At 68.7% G+C, this 17,555-nt stretch carries 18 protein-coding genes; 5 read left to right on the top strand and 13 right to left on the bottom strand.

All coding sequences use genetic code 11. From position 1 onward, the window contains the following. Nucleotides 1–472: 472 nt before the first annotated feature. On the bottom strand, nt 473–1,096 hold the full coding sequence (gene pdxH / locus ACZ63I_RS03435) for a pyridoxamine 5'-phosphate oxidase (protein ID WP_469335542.1): 624 nt from the start codon (nt 1,094–1,096) through the stop codon (nt 473–475). A gap of 189 nt (nt 1,097–1,285) precedes the next feature. On the opposite strand from pdxH, the gene ACZ63I_RS03430 reads away from it, so the two are divergent. Beyond that, complete coding sequence (locus ACZ63I_RS03430; RefSeq protein ID WP_469334868.1) at nt 1,286–2,380, top strand: citrate synthase 2; 1,095 nt, start codon at nt 1,286–1,288, stop codon at nt 2,378–2,380. Nucleotides 2,381–2,393: 13 nt separating this feature from the next. Here the strand turns inward: ACZ63I_RS03430 and ACZ63I_RS03425 are convergent, their stop codons facing one another. The 4 genes from ACZ63I_RS03425 to ACZ63I_RS03410 form a co-directional block, all read right to left on the bottom strand. Then, nucleotides 2,394–2,993, bottom strand: coding sequence for a TetR/AcrR family transcriptional regulator (locus ACZ63I_RS03425; protein WP_469334866.1), 600 nt, complete (start codon nt 2,991–2,993; stop codon nt 2,394–2,396). Further along, nucleotides 2,981–3,706: an enoyl-CoA hydratase family protein gene (locus tag ACZ63I_RS03420; protein ID WP_469334865.1), complete on the bottom strand. Its 726-nt coding sequence runs from the start codon at nt 3,704–3,706 to the stop codon at nt 2,981–2,983. The genes ACZ63I_RS03425 and ACZ63I_RS03420 overlap by 13 nt, the downstream gene beginning before the upstream one ends. A 50-nt stretch (nt 3,707–3,756) precedes the next feature. Further along, nucleotides 3,757–5,337 (bottom strand): AMP-binding protein, encoded by a 1,581-nt coding sequence (locus tag ACZ63I_RS03415; RefSeq protein ID WP_469334863.1) that lies wholly within the window; start codon nt 5,335–5,337, stop codon nt 3,757–3,759. Nucleotides 5,338–5,411: 74 nt separating this feature from the next. Beyond that, nucleotides 5,412–6,320, bottom strand: a complete 909-nt coding sequence (locus ACZ63I_RS03410; RefSeq protein ID WP_469334862.1) for an EamA family transporter — start codon at nt 6,318–6,320, stop codon at nt 5,412–5,414. A 60-nt stretch (nt 6,321–6,380) separates the two neighbouring features. Between ACZ63I_RS03410 and ACZ63I_RS03405 the strand changes: the two genes are divergently transcribed. Then, the gene (locus ACZ63I_RS03405; RefSeq protein WP_469334861.1) at nt 6,381–6,974 is read left to right on the top strand and encodes a TetR/AcrR family transcriptional regulator; all 594 of its coding nucleotides are present in this window, start codon (nt 6,381–6,383) and stop codon (nt 6,972–6,974) included. On the opposite strand, the gene ACZ63I_RS03400 is transcribed toward ACZ63I_RS03405, so the two are convergent. The 6 genes from ACZ63I_RS03400 to ACZ63I_RS03375 all read right to left on the bottom strand — a co-directional run bounded on the left by ACZ63I_RS03400 (nt 6,960) and on the right by ACZ63I_RS03375 (nt 13,532). Beyond that, nucleotides 6,960–8,672 (bottom strand): B12-binding domain-containing radical SAM protein, encoded by a 1,713-nt coding sequence (locus ACZ63I_RS03400; RefSeq protein ID WP_469334859.1) that lies wholly within the window; start codon nt 8,670–8,672, stop codon nt 6,960–6,962. The genes ACZ63I_RS03405 and ACZ63I_RS03400 overlap by 15 nt on opposite strands. A gap of 27 nt (nt 8,673–8,699) precedes the next feature. After that, complete coding sequence (locus ACZ63I_RS03395) at nt 8,700–9,614, bottom strand: hypothetical protein (RefSeq protein WP_469334858.1); 915 nt, start codon at nt 9,612–9,614, stop codon at nt 8,700–8,702. Between the two features lie 2 nt (nt 9,615–9,616). Beyond that, nucleotides 9,617–10,528, bottom strand: a complete 912-nt coding sequence (locus ACZ63I_RS03390) for a 2-hydroxyacid dehydrogenase (RefSeq protein WP_469334857.1) — start codon at nt 10,526–10,528, stop codon at nt 9,617–9,619. Nucleotides 10,529–10,563: 35 nt separating this feature from the next. Beyond that, nucleotides 10,564–11,481: a M14 family metallopeptidase gene (locus ACZ63I_RS03385; RefSeq protein ID WP_469334855.1), complete on the bottom strand. Its 918-nt coding sequence runs from the start codon at nt 11,479–11,481 to the stop codon at nt 10,564–10,566. Further along, entirely contained in the window at nt 11,478–12,143 is a 666-nt protein-coding gene (locus ACZ63I_RS03380) for a phytanoyl-CoA dioxygenase family protein (RefSeq protein ID WP_469334853.1), read from the bottom strand. The genes ACZ63I_RS03385 and ACZ63I_RS03380 overlap by 4 nt, the downstream gene beginning before the upstream one ends. A 660-nt stretch (nt 12,144–12,803) precedes the next feature. Next, nucleotides 12,804–13,532: a GbsR/MarR family transcriptional regulator gene (locus ACZ63I_RS03375; RefSeq protein ID WP_469335540.1), complete on the bottom strand. Its 729-nt coding sequence runs from the start codon at nt 13,530–13,532 to the stop codon at nt 12,804–12,806. A gap of 370 nt (nt 13,533–13,902) precedes the next feature. On the opposite strand from ACZ63I_RS03375, the gene ACZ63I_RS03370 reads away from it, so the two are divergent. Together ACZ63I_RS03370 and ACZ63I_RS03365 are read left to right on the top strand one after the other, a co-directional pair. Continuing rightward, a complete protein-coding gene (locus tag ACZ63I_RS03370; RefSeq protein ID WP_469335538.1) occupies nt 13,903–14,916 on the top strand; it encodes an ATP-binding cassette domain-containing protein in 1,014 nt (337 codons plus the stop codon). Beyond that, entirely contained in the window at nt 14,913–15,704 is a 792-nt protein-coding gene (locus tag ACZ63I_RS03365; protein WP_469334851.1) for an ABC transporter permease, read from the top strand. The genes ACZ63I_RS03370 and ACZ63I_RS03365 overlap by 4 nt, the downstream gene beginning before the upstream one ends. On the opposite strand, the gene ACZ63I_RS03360 is transcribed toward ACZ63I_RS03365, so the two are convergent. Both ACZ63I_RS03360 and ACZ63I_RS03355 read right to left on the bottom strand, forming a co-directional pair. Then, nucleotides 15,662–16,633 carry a DNA-3-methyladenine glycosylase family protein gene (locus ACZ63I_RS03360; RefSeq protein WP_469334849.1) on the bottom strand — a complete coding sequence of 324 codons (972 nt, stop codon included), beginning with the start codon at nt 16,631–16,633 and terminating at the stop codon, nt 15,662–15,664. The genes ACZ63I_RS03365 and ACZ63I_RS03360 overlap by 43 nt on opposite strands. 5 nt (nt 16,634–16,638) lie before the next feature. Then, nucleotides 16,639–17,010 carry a VOC family protein gene (locus ACZ63I_RS03355; protein ID WP_469334847.1) on the bottom strand — a complete coding sequence of 124 codons (372 nt, stop codon included), beginning with the start codon at nt 17,008–17,010 and terminating at the stop codon, nt 16,639–16,641. Nucleotides 17,011–17,089: 79 nt separating this feature from the next. Here ACZ63I_RS03355 and ACZ63I_RS03350 point away from each other — a divergent pair, with 79 nt between their 5' ends. Next, nucleotides 17,090–17,554, top strand: coding sequence for a MarR family winged helix-turn-helix transcriptional regulator (locus ACZ63I_RS03350; RefSeq protein WP_469334845.1), 465 nt, complete (start codon nt 17,090–17,092; stop codon nt 17,552–17,554). The last annotated feature ends 1 nt before the right edge of the window (nt 17,555 follow it).

The following is a 17,555-nucleotide window of genomic DNA, read 5'->3' as shown; positions in this document are numbered from 1 at the left end:
GCTCAACAATCAGGACTTAGGGCCTGTCGTTTGGATCAGGCCGGATCAGGGAGCGGGCGCTGGTGCCGTGGATCGCAAGGCGGAGGAGGGAGGCGACGCGGAGCGTCGCCGACCGACGACAACGCCGCGAGGCGCGGTGCCAGCGCCCGCGAGCCCGGCAAGATCCGAACGACAGGCCCTTAAATCCCTTGAGCCTGCCGCGACGGCGGCCTAACGTGTGTCGCACACCGAAAGGAGGTGATCCGGAAGATGCATTCAGTCCGGACAAGTGAGGTGGCTGCGGGCTAACGGCTCGCTGTCGCACTCTCGTGGTGCTCGGCCGGTCGACGGCCGAAATCCCAAGCAGTCACCCGATCCGCGGGCCGCCGGTAAGTCCGGCCGGCTCCCTCCACGGAGGGACCATGGCCCGCGGATCGTCTGCGTTCCGGCCCGCCTTCGTCGCGGGCCTCTTGTCGTTACGGGCAGCGAACGTTCACGGGCAGAGGCGTTCGACGCGCCAGTGCCGTCCCTCCGCCACGTACCGCAGCCGGTCGTGCAGCCGGTTCTCGTGGCCCTGCCAGAACTCGACCGTGCCCGGTGTGATCCGCAGCCCGCCCCAGCGCGGCGGCACCGGCACCTGCTCGCCCTCCGGGTAGCGGGCGGCGAGCTGCTCGTACCGCGCCAGCAGCTCCTCGCGCGTACCGATCGGCGCCGACTGGTCGCTCGCCCAGGCGCCGAGCTGCGAGCCGTGCGGGCGGGTGCGGAAGTACGCGGCTGTCTCGTCGCGGCCGATCCGGGCCGCCCTGCCGGTGACGACGACCTGGCGGGCCAGCGGGTGCCAGGGGAAGAGCAGTGAGACGTACGGGTTCGCCGCGATCTCCTGGCCCTTGCGGGACGTGTAGTTGGTGAAGAAGACGAAGCCCTGCTCGTCGTAGTGCTTCAGCAGCACCGTGCGGGACGACGGGTGCCCGTCGGGGGTCGCGGTGGAGACGACCATCGCGTTCGGTTCGTGGAGTCCGCATGCCGCCGTCTCCTTGAACCAGCGGGCGAACTGGTCCATGGGGTCGGCCGCGAGCTCCGACTCCAGGAGCGGGGTCGAGCGGTACTGCTCGCGCATGGCGGCGGGATCGTGGTTCTCGTGAGGCACGGGCTCATCCTGCACCAGGGGCGGCCGCGGCCGCCGGGCAGTGCCGGACATCACGCCTACCGGCCGCCGCCGTCGCCCGGCGCAGCGGCTATCGTTCCTGCCTCCTGCACGCGCGCTCACGCGCGCTTGAGCCGATGCCAACCGCTGAGGAGCCGCCCGATGTCCGACTTCGTACCCGGACTCGAAGGAGTCGTCGCGTTCGAGACGGAGATCGCCGAACCCGACAAGGAAGGCGGCGCGCTGCGCTACCGCGGGGTCGACATCGAGGACCTGGTGGGCCACGTCTCGTTCGGGAACGTGTGGGGGCTGCTGGTCGACGGCGCCTTCAACCCTGGGCTGCCGCCCGCCGAACCGTTCCCGCTGCCCGTGCACTCCGGTGACATCCGGGTCGACGTGCAGGCGGCGCTGGCGATGCTCGCGCCCGCCTGGGGGCTGAAGCCGCTGCTCGACATCGACGAGGCAACGGCGCGCGACGATCTGGCGCGCGCCGCCGTCATGGCGCTGTCGTACGTGGCGCAGTCGGCGCGCGGGCAGGGCGTGCCGATGGTGCCGCAGCGGGAGATAGACCGGGCGGAGACGGTCGTCGAGCGGTTCATGATCCGCTGGCGCGGTGAGCCGGACCCGAAGCATGTGAAGGCCGTCGACGCGTACTGGACGTCGGCCGCCGAACACGGCATGAACGCCTCGACGTTCACCGCGCGGGTGATCGCGTCGACCGGCGCGGACGTGGCGGCGGCCCTGTCGGGCGCCGTCGGCGCGATGTCGGGTCCGCTGCACGGCGGGGCGCCGTCGCGCGTCCTCGGCATGATCGAGGAGATCGAGCGCACCGGCGACGCCGCCGCGTACGTCCGGCAGGCGCTGGACAGGGGCGAGCGGCTGATGGGCTTCGGACACCGGGTGTACCGGGCCGAGGACCCGCGGGCGCGGGTGCTGCGCCGCACGGCGAAGGAGCTGGGCGCGCCGCGCTTCGAGGTGGCGGAGGCGCTGGAGCGGGCGGCGCTGGACGAACTGCACGCGCGCAGGCCCGACCGGGTGCTGGCGACGAACGTGGAGTTCTGGGCGGCGATCGTGCTGGACTTCGCCGAGGTGCCGGCGCCCATGTTCACGTCGATGTTCACCTGCGCCCGCACGGCGGGCTGGTCGGCGCACATCCTGGAGCAGAAGCGCACGGGCCGCCTGGTGCGCCCGTCGGCGCGGTATGTGGGCCCGGCGTCGCGCAACCCGCGGGAGATCGACGGGTACGACGCGATCTGACCGTGCCCGGTTGTCACCCGGCGGGTGGCCGCAGCGCCTCCTCGATCAGCGCGGACCACTGCGCGACCACCCGCTCGCGGCGCTTGCCGTCGTCCGTCAGGAGGTTGGCGAGGCCGAGGCCGCGCGCCATGTCCAACAGCCCCTGGACGGTTTCCCGTACGCCCGGCAGCGACTCGTCGGCGGCCAGCAGCTCCACCGCGATGCGGTGTGCCTCGCGTCCGACGTGCGCCTCCAACTCGGTGACGCGCGGCCGTAGTTGGTCCTCGTTGGCGGCGGCGACCCAGAGTTGGAGCGCGGCCCGGAAGAGCGGCCCGGTGAACAGTGCGACGATCCCGTCGACCGCTTCCCTGCGGTGTGCGGGCCCGGCCGGTACGAGGGCGCGCAGCGCGTGGGAGCGCTCCTCGGCGACGTACTCGACGGCTGCGGTGAACAGGTCCTCGCGGGTGGGGAAATGGTGCTGCGCCGCGCCGCGCGACACCCCGGCGCGCTCGGCCACGACGGCGACCGTGGAGCCTGCCCAGCCGACCTCGGCGAGGCAGGCGACCGCGGCCTCCAGCAGCCGCCGTCTGGTGGCCCTGCTGCGGTCCTGTTTGGGCGCGGCTACCGCACCCATGCGGGGTCCCGCCGTTCGAGGAACGCCGCGATGCCTTCCCTGGCCTCGGTGGTGATGAAGTACGAGGCGGAGCGCTGCACGAGATCCTCGGCGTGCTCGTCGAACCCTTCCAGGACCGCCGCGTTGAGCAGTTTCTTGGACTCGGCGAGGCCGCGCGGCGACGCCCGGCGCAGCCCGTCGAGTACGACGTCGAGCGCGGCGTCCACGTCGTCGGCGGCTTCGGTGATCAGTCCCGCCCGCACGGCTGCCGCCGCGTCGAAGCGCTCGCCTGTGAGGTAGTAGCGGGAGGCGGCGCGCGGCTCTATGCGCGGCAGCAGCGGCAGCGAGATCACGGCGGGTGCGACACCGATGCGTACCTCGGTGAAGGCGAAGTCCGACGTGCGGTCGGCGAGCGCGATGTCGCACGCCCCGAGCAGACCGAGGCCGCCGGCTCTGACATGGCCGCTCACCCGGGCCACGACGGGCTTGGGCAGTTCGACGATCTGCCGCATGAGACCGACGAAGGTGTACGGGTTGGCGGGGCTCTTGAGGTCGGCGCCGGCGCTGAACGTGGAGCCGTTGTGGGTGAGCACCACGGCCCGCACGGACGGGTCCTTGCCGCAGGCGCCGAGGGCTTCGCCGAGCGCGGCGACGAGCTGGGCCGAGAGGGCGTTGCGGTTCGCGGCCGAGTCCAGGGTGAGGGTGGTGATGCCGCGCTCGTGCGCGACGGCCACGGCTCCCCGCGACCCCTGGGGCTCTCTTGGCTGTCCCGGCGGTTGTTCTGTCACGTGCTCTCCCTCTCGCGATCTCTCAGTTCACGTCTGAGGATCTTGCCGGTGGTGGCGCGCGGCACGCCGCCGATGAACTCGACCCGGCGGATCTTCTTGTAGGGAGCGACGCGTTCGGCGACGAACGCCATGACGTCGCCCTCCGTGAGCGCTTCGGCACCGGGCCGACGGACAATGTATGCCTTGGGGACCTCGTTCCCGTCTTCGTCGTAAACACCGATCACGGCCGCGTCGGCGACGGATTCGTGGGTGAGCAGCAGAGCTTCCAGGTCGGCGGGGGCGACCTGGAATCCCTTGTACTTGATGAGTTCCTTGACCCGGTCGACGACGAACAGCCATCCGTCGCCGTCGACCCGGCCCACGTCGCCGGTGTGCGCCCAGCCGTCGGCGTCGATCATCGCGGCGGTCTCCTCGGGGCGGCCGAGATAGCCCTTCATCACCTGCGGACCGCGGATGAGGATCTCGCCGTCGGCGCCGGGGCCGACGTCCCGCGCCGGGTCGTCGAGGGACACGATCCGCATCTCGGTGCCGGCGATCAGCTTGCCGACGGTGCCGGGCGGCGGCGCGGCTGCCGACAGCGGTACGACGTGGGTGCCGGGCGACAGCTCCGTCATGCCGTACGCCTGCCGCAGCGGCGGCAACCCCAGCCGCTCCGAACAGGCGGCGGCGAGCCGGGCGTCCAGCGGGGCCGCGGCGCTGACGATGTAGTCGAGCGAGGACAGGTCGTACCGTGCGACGGCCGGGTGCTTGGCCAGGGCGAGGACGATGGGCGGCGCGACGAACAGCCCGTTGATGCGGTGCTTCTCGATCGCCTCAAGGAACTGTTCGAGGTCGAAGCGGGGCAGGACGACGACGGTGGCGCCGTGCCGCAGCGGCGCGTTCATCAGCGCGGTCAGCCCGTAGATGTGGAAGAAGGGCAGCACGGCCAGGATGCGGTGCCCCGGCGCCATGGGGATGACGGGCTCCAACTGCGCCAGGTTGGTGGCGATCGAGCGGTGCGTGAGCATCACGCCCTTGGGGACGCCGGTGGTGCCCGAGGAGTACGGCAGTACGGCGATGTCCTCGCCGGGGTCCACGGCGACGTCCGGTTCCGGGGCTGTCGACCCGGCCATGTCGAGCACCGACTGATGCCCCTCGGCCCGGTCGCAGACGAACACTTCCTCGATCCCGCCGACCAACTCGGCCGCCCTGCGCGCCACATCGAGCAGCGGCGACACGGTGACGATCCAACGCGCCCTGGAGTCCCGGAGCTGCGTCGCCAACTCCTCGGCCGTGCAGAGCGGATGCGCGGTGGTGACGGTCGCGCCGGCGCGGGTCGCGGCGTAGAACACCACCGGGTAGGCGACGGTGTTGGGACTGTGCAGCGCGAGCACGTCCCCCTTTACCACCCCGGCGGCGGCGAACGCGGCGGCCAGCCGCCGGTGCGCGGCGTCGAGCCGGTCGTAACCGACACTCGTCCCGGTGACCCCGTCGACCAGCGCGACGGCGTCCCCGAACTCGGCGGCGCGGCCCAGCACGGCGTCGTGGATGGGCAGATCGACGGCCGGGACATCCGCGTACTCGCTGTGGAACACCATGGCGACCCCTTCGACGGTGGACGCCCAGAATCACCCCGCCCGGTACGACTTGGGGAGACCCGCGACCCGCCCAATCAGCCGCCCGGCGCGCTTTCGCGCGCGGTTCCCCGCGCCGTGCCGGCCCGCCAGGTGGCCGCGGCGCCCGCCGAGACGATCAGCGCCATGCCGGCGAGCACCGGCGGGGACAGGCTCTGGCCGAGTGCGACGGCGCCGACCAGCGCGCCCATCACGGGGTCGAGGGCGAACAGCGTCGCGACGACTTTGGCGCCCGCCGTCCTGACGGCCAGGAAGTCCAGGGTGAACGCCAGGGCGACCCCGACGAGGCCGCAGGCGGCGACCAGGCCCCAGTCGGATCCGCCGACGCGGGGTGTGGCGGGAAGGGAGAAGGGCAGCAGCAGTGTCGCCGAAACGCCGACGGACAGGGCCAGTCCGTCCAGGCCTGACGACGCCCGGCCCACCCGCTGGGCGAAGACGGTGTAGCACGCGAGGGCGAGCGCGGAGAGCAGCCCGAAGGCGATCCCGGCCCACTCAGGCATACCGCCCGGCCGGGTGACCAGCAGAACACCCGCCAGCCCGACGACAGGAAGGAGCGCGTCCCGCCAGCCGCGCGCCGAGGCGACGGCGACGACGAACGGCCCGAGGAAGAGCAGCGTCGCGGCCACACCGAGCGGAAGGCGGTCCACGGCGCCGTAGAAGGCCAGGTTCATCCCGGCCATCGCCGCCCCGTAGACCACCATGCCCGCCCACTCGCGCGGACCGCGCCCGCGGACCCTGGGGCGTACGAGCGCCAGCAGGACCACGGCGGCGCAGAGCTGCCGCAGCCCGGCGACGGCGGGGCTGCCGAGCCGGTCGAAGAGGGTCGAGCCGAGCGCGGCCGACGCCTGCACGCCGAGGCAACTGACCATGACGAGGGCGGCGCCGGCGAAGGGCCCGGCGCGGCGGCGGGTGGAGCGGTCCGCGATGCGCACGAGCAGGCTCTGCACGAGCAGGCTCCTCTTCGCTGTAACGGTCGTTTCACTGTAACGATCGTTATTGTAGGGGCCATGGACCAGGACACCCGACGCGCGGTGGTCTCCCCCAGGGACCGGCTGCTCGACACGGCCGACGAACTCTTCTACCGGGACGGCATCGCCCGCACGAGCGTCGACCAGGTGCTGAACCACGCGCACGTGGCGCCGGGCACGCTCTACGCCCACTTCGGCGGCAAGGACGGCCTGATCGTGGCCGCGCTCCAGCGCCGCTTGGACCGCTGGGACCGCATGTGGCAGGACGCCGTCGACGCGGCACCCTCTCCCGCCGGCAGACTCCTGGCCCTCTTCGACGCCGTCGCCACCTACCGCAGCCGATACGTCCCGGCCCGCGGCTGCGCGTTCCTGGCGACCAGCACGGAACTCCCCGACCCCGCCCACCCGGCCCACGAGGTGATCACGGCGGAATCCACCCTCCTCCTCACCCGCCTGACCCACCTGGCGGCCCCGCTCACCCCCGACGACCCGGCGGCCCTGGCCGGCGACGTACTGCTGATCCACGACGGCGCGATGGCAGCCCTGCTGCGCGGCACCCAGCAGGACCCCCTGCCCCGGGCCCGCTCCCTGGCAAGCCGCCTGCTGCCGAAGGAGCCTTCACGAACGGAGTGACCTGTTGATGCGCTCCTGCTGCATCGTCTCGTCGCCGTCCCGAGTCACGGTCCTGATGTCCAAGCGCCCGGATGAGACCGCCGCAGTTGCGAAATCCGAACCGAACCGGTCCGAGAGACTGAACCTGATCTCGTCGTTGAGCATGGCCGTCAGGGCGAGGTCGGGACGTGCCGTGTACACGGCATCGACGGCTGCGGTAGCGCTGTCGTTGGCCTTTTGCGTGAGATCCTCCTTGTGGAGGCCCATCATCACGTTCTCGAAGTCCTCAGTCATGCGAAGGGTATGGGTCAGGCGCTCCGAGTTGTCCACGGCGAACGGGGAGCCGGTGACCGGGATGAAACTGGAGATGGTGGCCGACTGGATGGCTTCTTCGCGAATGAGGTAGTCCACGGTCCGTTGCTCCGCAAGGTCGGACGAACCGGGGAAGCCGAAGAGGGTGTACGTGTAGACGTGGATGCCGGCGGCAGCGCAGCTCCCAAAAATGTCACCGTAGTGACGGTGCTGGTTGATCTTCTTGCCGAGAGCAACCAGTGCGCCTTCGTCTGCCGACTCCAGCCCGAAGTAAGCCTGTCGGCAACGCGCCTGTCCCAGCCGGGCCACGAACTCGGCATCTCTGAAACGCCGTTCGGCAATCGCATAGATCTCGAATGCAACTCGGTGAGGCTCGATGAGCGGAAGTAACTCGTCAAGAAGGTCAGGGGGCATCGCCTCGTCGACGAATCGGAAGTGCGTGATTCCGAACGTGGCACGCAGCCCGGCGATTTCTCCCGCGACGCTCTCGGCTGAGCGCTGTCGCGCCAGCGGATCCCAGGATTCGTGGATGGTGCAGAAGCTGCACTTTCCCCAGTAGCACTTGCGGCTGGCAAGGACGGGCAGCATGGGCGTGAGGCTGAAGTATTCGTCCACCCGGTAGTCGGTGAAGTCGGCTCCGCCTGTGCTTTCGATCTCCGTGACATTGCGGCTGGTGAACGGGTCGACGATGCTGGAACGCTCAAGCCGGGCAGAGAACTTGGACAGGATCCGGTCCTCGCCGACGGGCACGGCCGACCCGCTGTCCAGCGACTGCAGCAGGGAAAGTATCGGCACCTCGCCCTCCCGAGTGATCAAATAATCCCAGAACTCCCCGAGTTCGGAGGCAATCACGGGACGGAGCCGAGTCAGCAGGGAGCCGCCCCAGATAATCCGGGCCGCGTCGCCGTGGGTGTTCCGGATCAACGAGGCGAGCCGGAAGGCCGGCAGTATCTGGTCCTCCACACTCAGATTGATGCCCACGACCGGGCCGATCTGCGGCAGCATTCTCTCGTAGAGAGAATCGAAGGGCGTCCGGGCCGCAGTGGCAAAGCTGCGCACGGACTCCGGTTCTCTTCGGTCGTACGGCGTCCGCAGCCCGCGCATGGAGATCCGGTACCCGTCATGCTGATCGCTCCAGCGCGCGAAGGCCTCCTTGAGCCATGAGTCGAAGCGCAGGGCAGACAGGACGGCGGGAACGACCTGGTCCGTCCGCGCATAGTCCTCGCGATGGACTTCCAAGGCCTCGTCACTGTAATCCCGCAAGAGCTCCGCGAAGAAGCGCTGGTTGGCGTCGTGACAGGTTACTGTGTGCCGAGAATTGCGTTCGACGTAAGCCTTGAGCAGCGGCAACGCGGAGTGCGGCATCGCTGGGTCGTGGGCGGGAGGGAAAACCAGGTCTATGTGCATGGTGCGGGCTCCCGGTGCCTTCAGTGATCAGGGAAGGGGATACCTACTCGTCGAGTCCATATGGCGCATGATGTCAACCTGCTCAAGAATCTTTCTGCCGAACTCACTACGGCAATTCGACGTGATGTAGGCCCTGTTCAGAAGTTCGCTCGCCCCCGAGCCAGGGTTCATGAAGAAGTTGATTCCCCAGTAGGCGTCGTCGTCGGCGACGATGCAGTGCATGACAGGACCAACCCGGGTCTCGAAGTACCGGAACCGGTCCACGACATCAGGCTGGAGTGAACCGTCGGCGACCCTCTCGCGACAGATGTCGGTCAGAACGTCCCGGTAATGCCGCTGTTCGCGCCGCATGACGTCCGGACTGCCGAGAGTGAGCATCTTGGACATGCTCATGTACGTCTCGTCGTTCGCGTCACAGTCGACGGCGAAGACCTCGACCAGCAGGCGTGGATGCTTCTTGAGCTGACGGAAAATCTCCTCAAGCAGGCCTACATTCAGTACGCGCGAGTTTCTCCATGTGACGATGCACAGGCGTCGGGCCACACGTTTGACGACATCACTGGCAAAGGCATCGGTCCAGTAGCCGTCACGGTACAACTGCGCTCCGGTCAGGCCCGGGCCGTCGGTACTACCGGGCACGAGTATCCGGGTGGCGGCTTCCAGTTCCGCACTGAGTTGCAACAGGTCGGATTTGACGAGTTCCTGCTGGCGGGGGCTCGCGCTTCCGTCCAGTGTCTCCGCATCGGCCGTGAGGGATGAGTTCAGATCGCGCAGCCGCAATGCCTTGGAGACCAGCTCACGTTCGTCTTTACGGGCAGTACTGATCCGCTGCACGCGCAGCAGAATGACAATGGAGACGAAGACCCCGCCGATCCCGACCAGGTTCGCGACGAGCCCGATCCAGTCGTTGGCGGTGTCACTAACCGGAAGCGCTGCGAGCATGCTCACCCCTTCAGATGCGCAACGAGTCTGTCGATCAGTTCATTGTCGAGCCGGTCGTTGGACTCGATCGTGAGCCCCGCCACGTGCGGAGTGATCAGGACGTTGGGCCGTTCGACCAGATCGGGTGCGGCGTGGTCGTAGTCCCCGCCGTAGCCCGCGAGTCGCCCGCTGTCGAGGGCCTCGCGTACGGCCTGTTCGTCCACGACCTCGGCTCGCGACGTGTTGACCAAAATGGCGCCAGGCCGAACGTGCGCCAAAGCGTCCGCGTCGAGGAACTCACGGGTTTCGTCGGTCAGTGGGACGCTGACCGACAGGAGAGAACTCTCCTTCAAGACATCCCGGAGTGTGCCGAACCGGACTTCCCCATCGCCTCCTCCCTTTCTCGTGCGGCTGGTTGCGACCACCCGCATACCGAGCGAGGATGCCAGTTTCCCCAGAGTGCTTCCGATGTTTCCGTAACCGATCAGCCCTAGGGTCCTGCCGCTCAGTTCGAAGGGCAGCGAGGGGAGTTCACTGCGTGATCCCCCCTCAGCTACCAGTCGGTCCCCCCATTTCAGATGCTTGGACAGGGCGAACAGCAGACCCAGCGCATGCTCGGCGACAGACCTGACGTTCGCGGTCGGGCAGCGTTCCACATGAATGCCGGCCTCCGCGAGGGCCGAAAGGTCGAGGTGGTCAGTGCCGACGGAGAGAGTGCCGACGATGCGGGTACGCACCGATTCACCCTTGAACATCTCGCCGGTGATGCGCTCACGGGCACCGATGACCAGCAGGTCGTACTGACCGAGCAGGTCACGCAGTTGATCGTGGTCGGGTCGCGAAGGCAGATAATTTACCTCATCCGCGATATCTTTGATCTTGTCTGAAAAATACGGATTATCTTTCAGGCTTTCAATTACTACCACAGCGCGCATACAGCTACCTATTCTCCATTACCGTTCGATTATTTTCATTGAAGCTTGATCGCTCTGCACGCCCAGTATCCAGCCTCGACCAGCGTCGCTCTGCGAAAGCAGACCGGAATGCAGTCCCATGGCGCGGTCAGGGTTTCAGCCTCGCCCTTCCTACCGTGGACCGTCAGTACAGGCGAACCAGCAGTCAGCGCTTCCCCCGGACGGCAGTCCAGGACAACGGCCCCTGAAATGCCGGGAATCAGGTCCATCATGGCGCCCGAGTGCTCGGGCGTGCCGGACGCCTCGGACCGCTGCGCCTGTGCGTCGATCTCAGCGATCAATCGATCCGACCAGTGGGTCACCAGCGAGGTCGTGGGGATCTCGTAGCTGGGGATCTCCAGGGTTACGGCGGTCCACACGGCGCCGTCTCCGCTGTCCCGCAGGCGCAGATGACACTCGTCGAACGGCCCCGGTACCGGAGCGCCGTACAGGACGTGCGGGATGTCGTCCAGAGTGGCGAGCCGACGGTTGGGCGATGTCGCGTAGAGATGAGGCCAGCCGGACTCGGGGGTATGTACGTCGATGATGACGTCGTAGGCATCGGAAAGGCGCCAGAGAGCGGTGGCAAGGGCCGTATCCGCTGTGCCACCCGGTTCGCGCGGGTCCATGAACATACGGTTCCAGTTGGTACCGCCCGCGGAGATCCGGCCCTGCCCGGTGGAACTGGAGGCCAGGTAGCGGGCCCAGCCGATCGGATTTGCGTTGGGAACCACGCGTACCCGATTCGCGGGCGGTCTCGACCGCAGCTTGCGGACCAGTTCGTGCAGCACGAGCATGGCAGCGCTCTCGTTGGCGTGCAGTTGACCCTGGAGGTAGACGGAGCGTCCGCGTGCTCCCTCGGAAGGCGTGAAGTCGTGCACAGGAACGTCGAGTTCACCGGCAAGAGTGAGGCCGGTCGGCACGGACTCGGTCACGTGTGCTGCCCCTCCCGGATCCAGTAACTGGAGAGGATGATCCGGGGAGCGTGCACCAGAGGGCGGATCCGGTGCAGCCCCCTGGCGTCGAAGAGAATCAGCGTTCCGGCCTTACCGGTGACGGTGCGGGGTTGAGTACGCAGGCGGACGCTCAGCGCGGCCTGTTCGTGGGGCCAGAGGCAGCCCACGTAGGCCGAGGCGTCGTCGTGGATGTACCCGTCCGGGCCGGCCTGGAAGACGCGCGCGATGTCGCGTTCATAGCTCCGGCGCCAGGCCCCGTAGTGCGTTCTCGGTATGTAGGTGAAGGGACCGTTGTCCTCGGTCACATCGACAAGGTAGAGAAACGCCTTGTAACGGGGACGCCAGGTATCGATGTGGAAGAAGTGCTCGAAGGCACCGGTGTGGCCTTCCACAATCCGATACTGCACTGTAGAGCGATGCATAACCGCTGCGGGGCCGAGAACTTGCCGCATGGTGTCGGTGATGAGGTCGCACGCGAAGAACGGACTCAGCTCCGGAATCCGCGCCGCGTCGGAATAAAAACGTGTCAGCGTACCCTCGGAGGAAAGCTTGCATTCTTCAATCCCAGGAACTGCTGTTTTCATCAAACCGACTTGCGCCGCGTCGAAGTATTCGGGCAGTACCAGCAGCCCGTCCCGCATGAGCGTGTTCGCAGGATCGTCCGTGCCCGCTGCGGACCGACGGCGTCGCTGGTACTCAAGGCGTAATAACAGAGCCTGTCGTCCAAACCTGATGCGTTGACTCAACGAACTCATGGAGACCCCTGTTCACAGGAGCACTGACAAGCGAGCGGAGTAAGACACGTTGACCCCTGAGCATGCCGACGCCGACGGACGAACAGCGCCGCACCTGCCGCCGATCTGGTGACTGGTGCGCGGAGTGTATCGGCGCCCCACGTGGCTCGTGAACCCGACAACCTCGGCGCTTGGGACTTGGCCGAACCACGTATGTCACGGTCGATGCAGGTGGGGCGCAAGCCGGCGGAGGGGAAGCGGCGTTGACCTGCCGTCGGCCGATTGCCTCGTTCGTAGCAAATACTTTCGGGGACGTCCGTCGAGGCCGGCTCCCGCGATCTCGACGACCTGCCCTCGGGTGCAAAGGTTGGCGCAGCCCAAGCTCAGTCGCCTCCTATCGGCGTGCAGATCGTCGGAGGACTCAGACCCTTCCAACTGTCCTGGCCAGACGGCCGCGAAGCCGCCTTTCAGCCCGCCATGTCTGATGAGTTCTGCGCGTGGGCGCAGAGCACACTCAGAATCACCCCGGCCGCCGGTACGGCTTGGGGAGACCCGCGACCCGCCCAATCAGCCGCCCGGCGGCGTTTCCGCTTGCGTGTACAGGACTTCGCGGGCCTGTTCCGCCGCGCGGACGATGCCTTCGGAGACGAAGTCGAGGAAGCGGGCGATGTTTTCGAGGCGGGCTGCGGCCGGGGTGCCGGGGCCGAGGACGGCGACGCCCTGGCGGGCCGTCGCGACGAGTTGGTCGTTGGCGCGGGCGCTGGCCATCGTCGCCTCGTACCAGACGTCCTCGTCGACGAAGTAGCGCTCGCGGCGGCGTTCGTCGCGTTCCCTGCGGGCGAGGCCCTGGCTCTCCAGGAACGCCATCGCCTTCGAGACGGACGCCGGGCTGACCTGGAGGCGCTGGACGAGTTCGGCGGCGGTGAGGCTGCCGGAGTCGGCGAGGAAGAGGCAGACCAGCACCCGGGACATCATCTTGGGCAGCCCCGACTGCATGAGGACGGTGGTGAACGCCTCCTCGTACTCGCGCACGGCCTCGGCATCGCGCCCGTCCGGCTGCGGGAGTGGCCGCGGGCCCTGGGGCGCGGACTGTCTGCGCCGGTGGGTGCGGCGTTCGGTGGCGCGGTGGGCCAGATCGGCGCGGTAGCCGGCCGGGCCGCCGTTGCGCAGCACTTCGCGCGTGACCGTCGAGGTCGGCCGGTCGAGGCCTCTGGCGATCTCCGCGTAGGCCAGGCCGTCGGCCAGTCCCAGCGCGATCTGCCGGCGTTCCTGCTCGGTGAGCCTGCCGCCCGGCATCGCGGTCTCCTTCGTGCTGTGGCGTGTCCTTGACGTCCTGAGCATAGCGTTCACTTTTCACCCATTGCAACGCTCGACCCTTCGACGTTGCGTTAGATTCAGGCCCGTTGCAACGATATATTGGCTTCTAGCTGGGAGTATGTGCTTCATTCGCAATGAATCCGTTGCCGGATCCATAAACGCAACGTAGCTTTCCATCAGCGGAAACAACGCGAAGGAGAGCACGATGCAGAAGTTCGACACCCCTGCCCCCGTCTCCGCCGTCCTGGACATCCACGCGACCACCACCTACGGCGACATCACCGCCCGCAGCCTCTGAAGGAGCAGTCCGTTGAAGGAGCGACCCACCGTGTTGAAGGAGCAACCCACCATGACCGGCCCGGCCATCGCCGCGAGCGGACTGCGCAAGTCCTACGGGGACAAGGTCGTGCTCGACGGGGTCGACCTGACCGTCCCCGAAGGAACGGTCTTCGCCCTGCTCGGCCCGAACGGCGCGGGCAAGACCACCGCCGTCAAGATCCTCTCCACCCTCATCTCCCCAGGGCCCGGCTCCGGTCCGGTCCGCGTCGGCGGCCACGACCTCGCCACCGACGCCCAGGCCGTACGCGCCGCGATCGGTGTCACCGGGCAGTTCTCGGCGGTGGACGGTCTGATCACCGGCGAGGAGAACATGCTCCTCATGGCCGACCTGCACCATCTGCCGAAGCCCGAGGGGCGGCGGGTCGCCGCCGAACTGCTGGCGCGCTTCGACCTGGTGGAGGCGGCGAAGAAGCCCGCCTCCACCTACTCCGGCGGTATGAAGCGCCGTCTCGACATCGCCATGACGCTCGTCGGCGACCCGCGGATCATCTTCCTCGACGAGCCCACCACCGGCCTCGACCCGCGCTCCCGCCACACCATGTGGCAGATCATCCGCGGGCTCGTCGCCGACGGGGTCACCGTCCTGCTCACCACCCAGTACCTGGACGAGGCCGACGAACTCGCCGACCGCATCGCCGTGTTGCACGACGGCAAGATCGCCGCCGAAGGCACCGCCGACGAGCTGAAGCGGCTCGTCCCCGGCGGGCACGTCCGGCTCCGCTTCACCGACCCGGCCGCCTACCGGTCCGCCGCCTCCGCCGTCGGCGAGGCCGTCCGCGACGACGAGGCGCTGTCGCTGCAGATCCCCAGCGACGGCACCCAGCGCGCGCTGCGCGCCGTCCTCGACCGGCTCGACGCCGCCGGTGTCGAGGCGGCGGAACTGAGCGTGCACACCCCCGACCTGGACGACGTCTTCTTCGCCCTGACCGGACCCGCGGTACCGAACCAGCCCGGGTCCGTGGGCCGGCCCGGCTCCGCAGGCCGGCCCGGCTCCGCCAACCAGCCTGAGGAGGCTGTCAGATGAGTGCCCTCTCCCTCGCCGTGCGCGACTCGTCCACGATGCTGCGCCGCAATCTCCTGCACGCCAGGCGCTATCCGTCCATGACCCTGAACCTGCTGCTCACACCGATCATGCTGCTGCTGCTCTTCGTCTACATCTTCGGCGACGTGATGAGCGCGGGCATCGGCGGTGGCGGCGCCGACCGCTCCGACTACATCGCCTACATCGTCCCCGGCCTGCTGCTGTTGACCATCGGCAGCACCACGATCGGGACGGCGGTCTCCGTCTCCAACGACATGACCGAGGGCATCATCGCCCGCTTCCGCACCATGGCCATCCACCGCGGCTCCGTGATCGTCGGCCATGTCATCGGCAGTGTGCTGCAGTCGATCGCCAGTGTCGTCCTCGTCGGCGCCATCGCCGTGGCCATCGGTTTCCGCTCCACCGACGCCACCGTCCTGGAGTGGATCGCCGCCTTCGGCCTGCTCGTGCTCTTCGCCACCGCGCTCACCTGGATCGCCGTGGGCATGGGCCTGATCAGCCCCAACGCCGAGGCCGCCAGCAACAACGCCATGCCGCTGATCCTGCTGCCGCTGCTGTCCAGCGCGTTCATCCCCGTCGACACCATGCCCGGCTGGTTCCGGCCGATCGCCGAGTACCAGCCCTTCACCCCCGCCATCGAGACCCTGCGCGGTCTGCTGCTCGGCACCGGGATCGGCAACAACGGCTGGCTCGCGCTGGGTTGGTGCGTGGGGCTCGCGGTGCTCGGCTACTTCTGGTCGACGGCCACGTTCAACGGCGACCCGGCGTAACCGGCGCGCAGGAGCAGGGCGACCCAACTGCGGTACGGGCGCCAGGCGTCCGCGATCGAGGCGAGGCGCCGCGTGTCGGCGGCCGTGACGGCGTCGAGGCCGTACGCGGCCGCCATCGCTTCGTACAGCCGCGGTTCGTGGTCGGGGAAGAAGTCGGGGTGTCCGGCCCCCCGGATCAGGACGAGCTGGGCGGAGAACGGTCCGACGCCCGGCAGTTCTTGCAGCTCGGCCTGGGCGGACTCAGCTTGCTGAGCGCGCAGTTGAGCGGCGTCGAGGCGCCCGTCCAGCGCCGCTTCGGCCAGTGCGCGCAGCCGCTCGACCTTGATGCCGGTGAGGCCGGGGAACTGGTCGAGTCGGCGCAGCACCGAAGGGGCGGGGAAGGCGTGGAGCCTGCGGCCGGCGACGTCGACGGCCTGGCCGTGTTCTTCGGCCAGCCGGGCCTTGACGCGGGCGGCCTGGGTCCTGCGGATGCGGTTGCCGATGATCGTCCAGGCGGCTGCCTCGTACGGCGAGTAGAAGAGGACGGGCCGCAGGCCGGGGAACTCGGCCTGAAGGTCGGCGACGACGGGGTCGGCGCCGGCCAGGGCGGGGAAATCGGTGGCGTCCACGTCGAGGGAGAGGATCCGGGCGATCTGCGCCCGGACCGCCTTGGCGGCGGACGTACCGGCGGCGGGCGAGGTCTCCTGCCCGCCGACGAGGACGGTGTACTCGGCGTGCACGACGGAGGAGTCGGTCCCGTCCGCCCCGTCCACGCCCTCCTTCTGCCGCAGGGCGCATCCGACGACGGCCTCGCCGTCGTCCGAAGGGAACGCCAGCCGCAGCACACCGTCGGGGGCGTCGTCGTAGGACGCCGGGGTGAAGCTCTCCAGGTAGCGGACGGCGGCGGACAGCGAGAACGGTCCGGCGGGGGTGAAGGAGGCGGTGGCCACGGCCGTCAGCCCGCCTGGTGCGCGGTCAGGACGTACCCCTCGGGACCGGCGAAGGAGAACATCGGACCGAACGGGCTCGGGGTGACCGGGGTCAGGATCGTGACGTCGTTCGCCGTGAGCTGGTCGTACAGGGCCTGGGTGTCGGCGGTGGCGAACCACAGGGCGACGCCGAGGCCGGGCCGGCCGGAGTCCAGATCGGTGCCGGGCAGCGGCTCGCGCACCGCCAGGGGGACCGGCTTGGTGTCGAAGACGACCGCGCCGGGCGGCGAGGCGGGGGTGCGGCGCAGACCGAGGTTCTTCTCGCAGAACGTGGCGGCGGCTTCCAGGTCGCGCACCTGGAGGGCGATGAAGTCGGGGCCGTCGATGCTCGCAGACATGGGGTGCTCCTCGAAGTAATGTCAGGACTTTGACATACTCGACGCTAAACCCGATCCCCTGGGGTGTCAAAATATGGACATGCAGGAAAGTTCGCAGGAGCTACCACCTCATCCGGCCGACGACGTGCTCGACCATGTGGGCTACCGGCTCAAGGGCGCACACGCCGCGCTGCGCGGCGCCATGGACCAGGCGCTGCGCGCGTACGACCTCACCGTCCCGCAGTACTCCTGCCTGGAAGTGCTGGCCGCCCGCCCCGGCCTGTCCAACGCCGAACTCGCCCGCGCCACGTTCGTGACCCGCCAGTCCATGAACGTCGTCCTGCGCGGCCTCCAGGACGCGGGCCTGCTGACCCGCCCCGCCACCGTCGACCACGGCCGCGCCCGCCCCGCCACCCTCACGGACGAGGGCCGCCGCCTGCTGCACGCGGCGCGGGTGGCGGTCTACGCGATCGAGGCGCGCATGATCAGCACGATCCCGGCGGACCGCCTGCCCGGCCTCCTCGAAGACCTGGACCGCATGACGCGGGCGCTCACGGACGGGTAGG

Source organism: Streptomyces sp. NPDC087906, from assembly GCF_055584925.1.
Note: the sequence above shows the minus strand (reverse complement) of the source record. Positions and strands in the feature narration are given on the sequence as shown.

Coding starts and splice junctions, on each gene's coding strand:
- pdxH (WP_469335542.1), bottom strand. CDS start 1,096: ATGCGCGAGCAGTACCGCTCGACCCCGCTCCTGGAGTCGGAGCTCGCG.
- ACZ63I_RS03430 (WP_469334868.1), top strand. CDS start 1,286: ATGTCCGACTTCGTACCCGGACTCGAAGGAGTCGTCGCGTTCGAGACG.
- ACZ63I_RS03425 (WP_469334866.1), bottom strand. CDS start 2,993: ATGGGTGCGGTAGCCGCGCCCAAACAGGACCGCAGCAGGGCCACCAGA.
- ACZ63I_RS03415 (WP_469334863.1), bottom strand. CDS start 5,337: ATGGTGTTCCACAGCGAGTACGCGGATGTCCCGGCCGTCGATCTGCCC.
- ACZ63I_RS03405 (WP_469334861.1), top strand. CDS start 6,381: ATGGACCAGGACACCCGACGCGCGGTGGTCTCCCCCAGGGACCGGCTG.
- ACZ63I_RS03400 (WP_469334859.1), bottom strand. CDS start 8,672: ATGCACATAGACCTGGTTTTCCCTCCCGCCCACGACCCAGCGATGCCG.
- ACZ63I_RS03395 (WP_469334858.1), bottom strand. CDS start 9,614: ATGCTCGCAGCGCTTCCGGTTAGTGACACCGCCAACGACTGGATCGGG.
- ACZ63I_RS03390 (WP_469334857.1), bottom strand. CDS start 10,528: ATGCGCGCTGTGGTAGTAATTGAAAGCCTGAAAGATAATCCGTATTTT.
- ACZ63I_RS03380 (WP_469334853.1), bottom strand. CDS start 12,143: ATGCGGGACGGGCTGCTGGTACTGCCCGAATACTTCGACGCGGCGCAA.
- ACZ63I_RS03375 (WP_469335540.1), bottom strand. CDS start 13,532: ATGCCGGGCGGCAGGCTCACCGAGCAGGAACGCCGGCAGATCGCGCTG.
- ACZ63I_RS03370 (WP_469335538.1), top strand. CDS start 13,903: ATGACCGGCCCGGCCATCGCCGCGAGCGGACTGCGCAAGTCCTACGGG.
- ACZ63I_RS03365 (WP_469334851.1), top strand. CDS start 14,913: ATGAGTGCCCTCTCCCTCGCCGTGCGCGACTCGTCCACGATGCTGCGC.
- ACZ63I_RS03355 (WP_469334847.1), bottom strand. CDS start 17,010: ATGTCTGCGAGCATCGACGGCCCCGACTTCATCGCCCTCCAGGTGCGC.
- ACZ63I_RS03350 (WP_469334845.1), top strand. CDS start 17,090: ATGCAGGAAAGTTCGCAGGAGCTACCACCTCATCCGGCCGACGACGTG.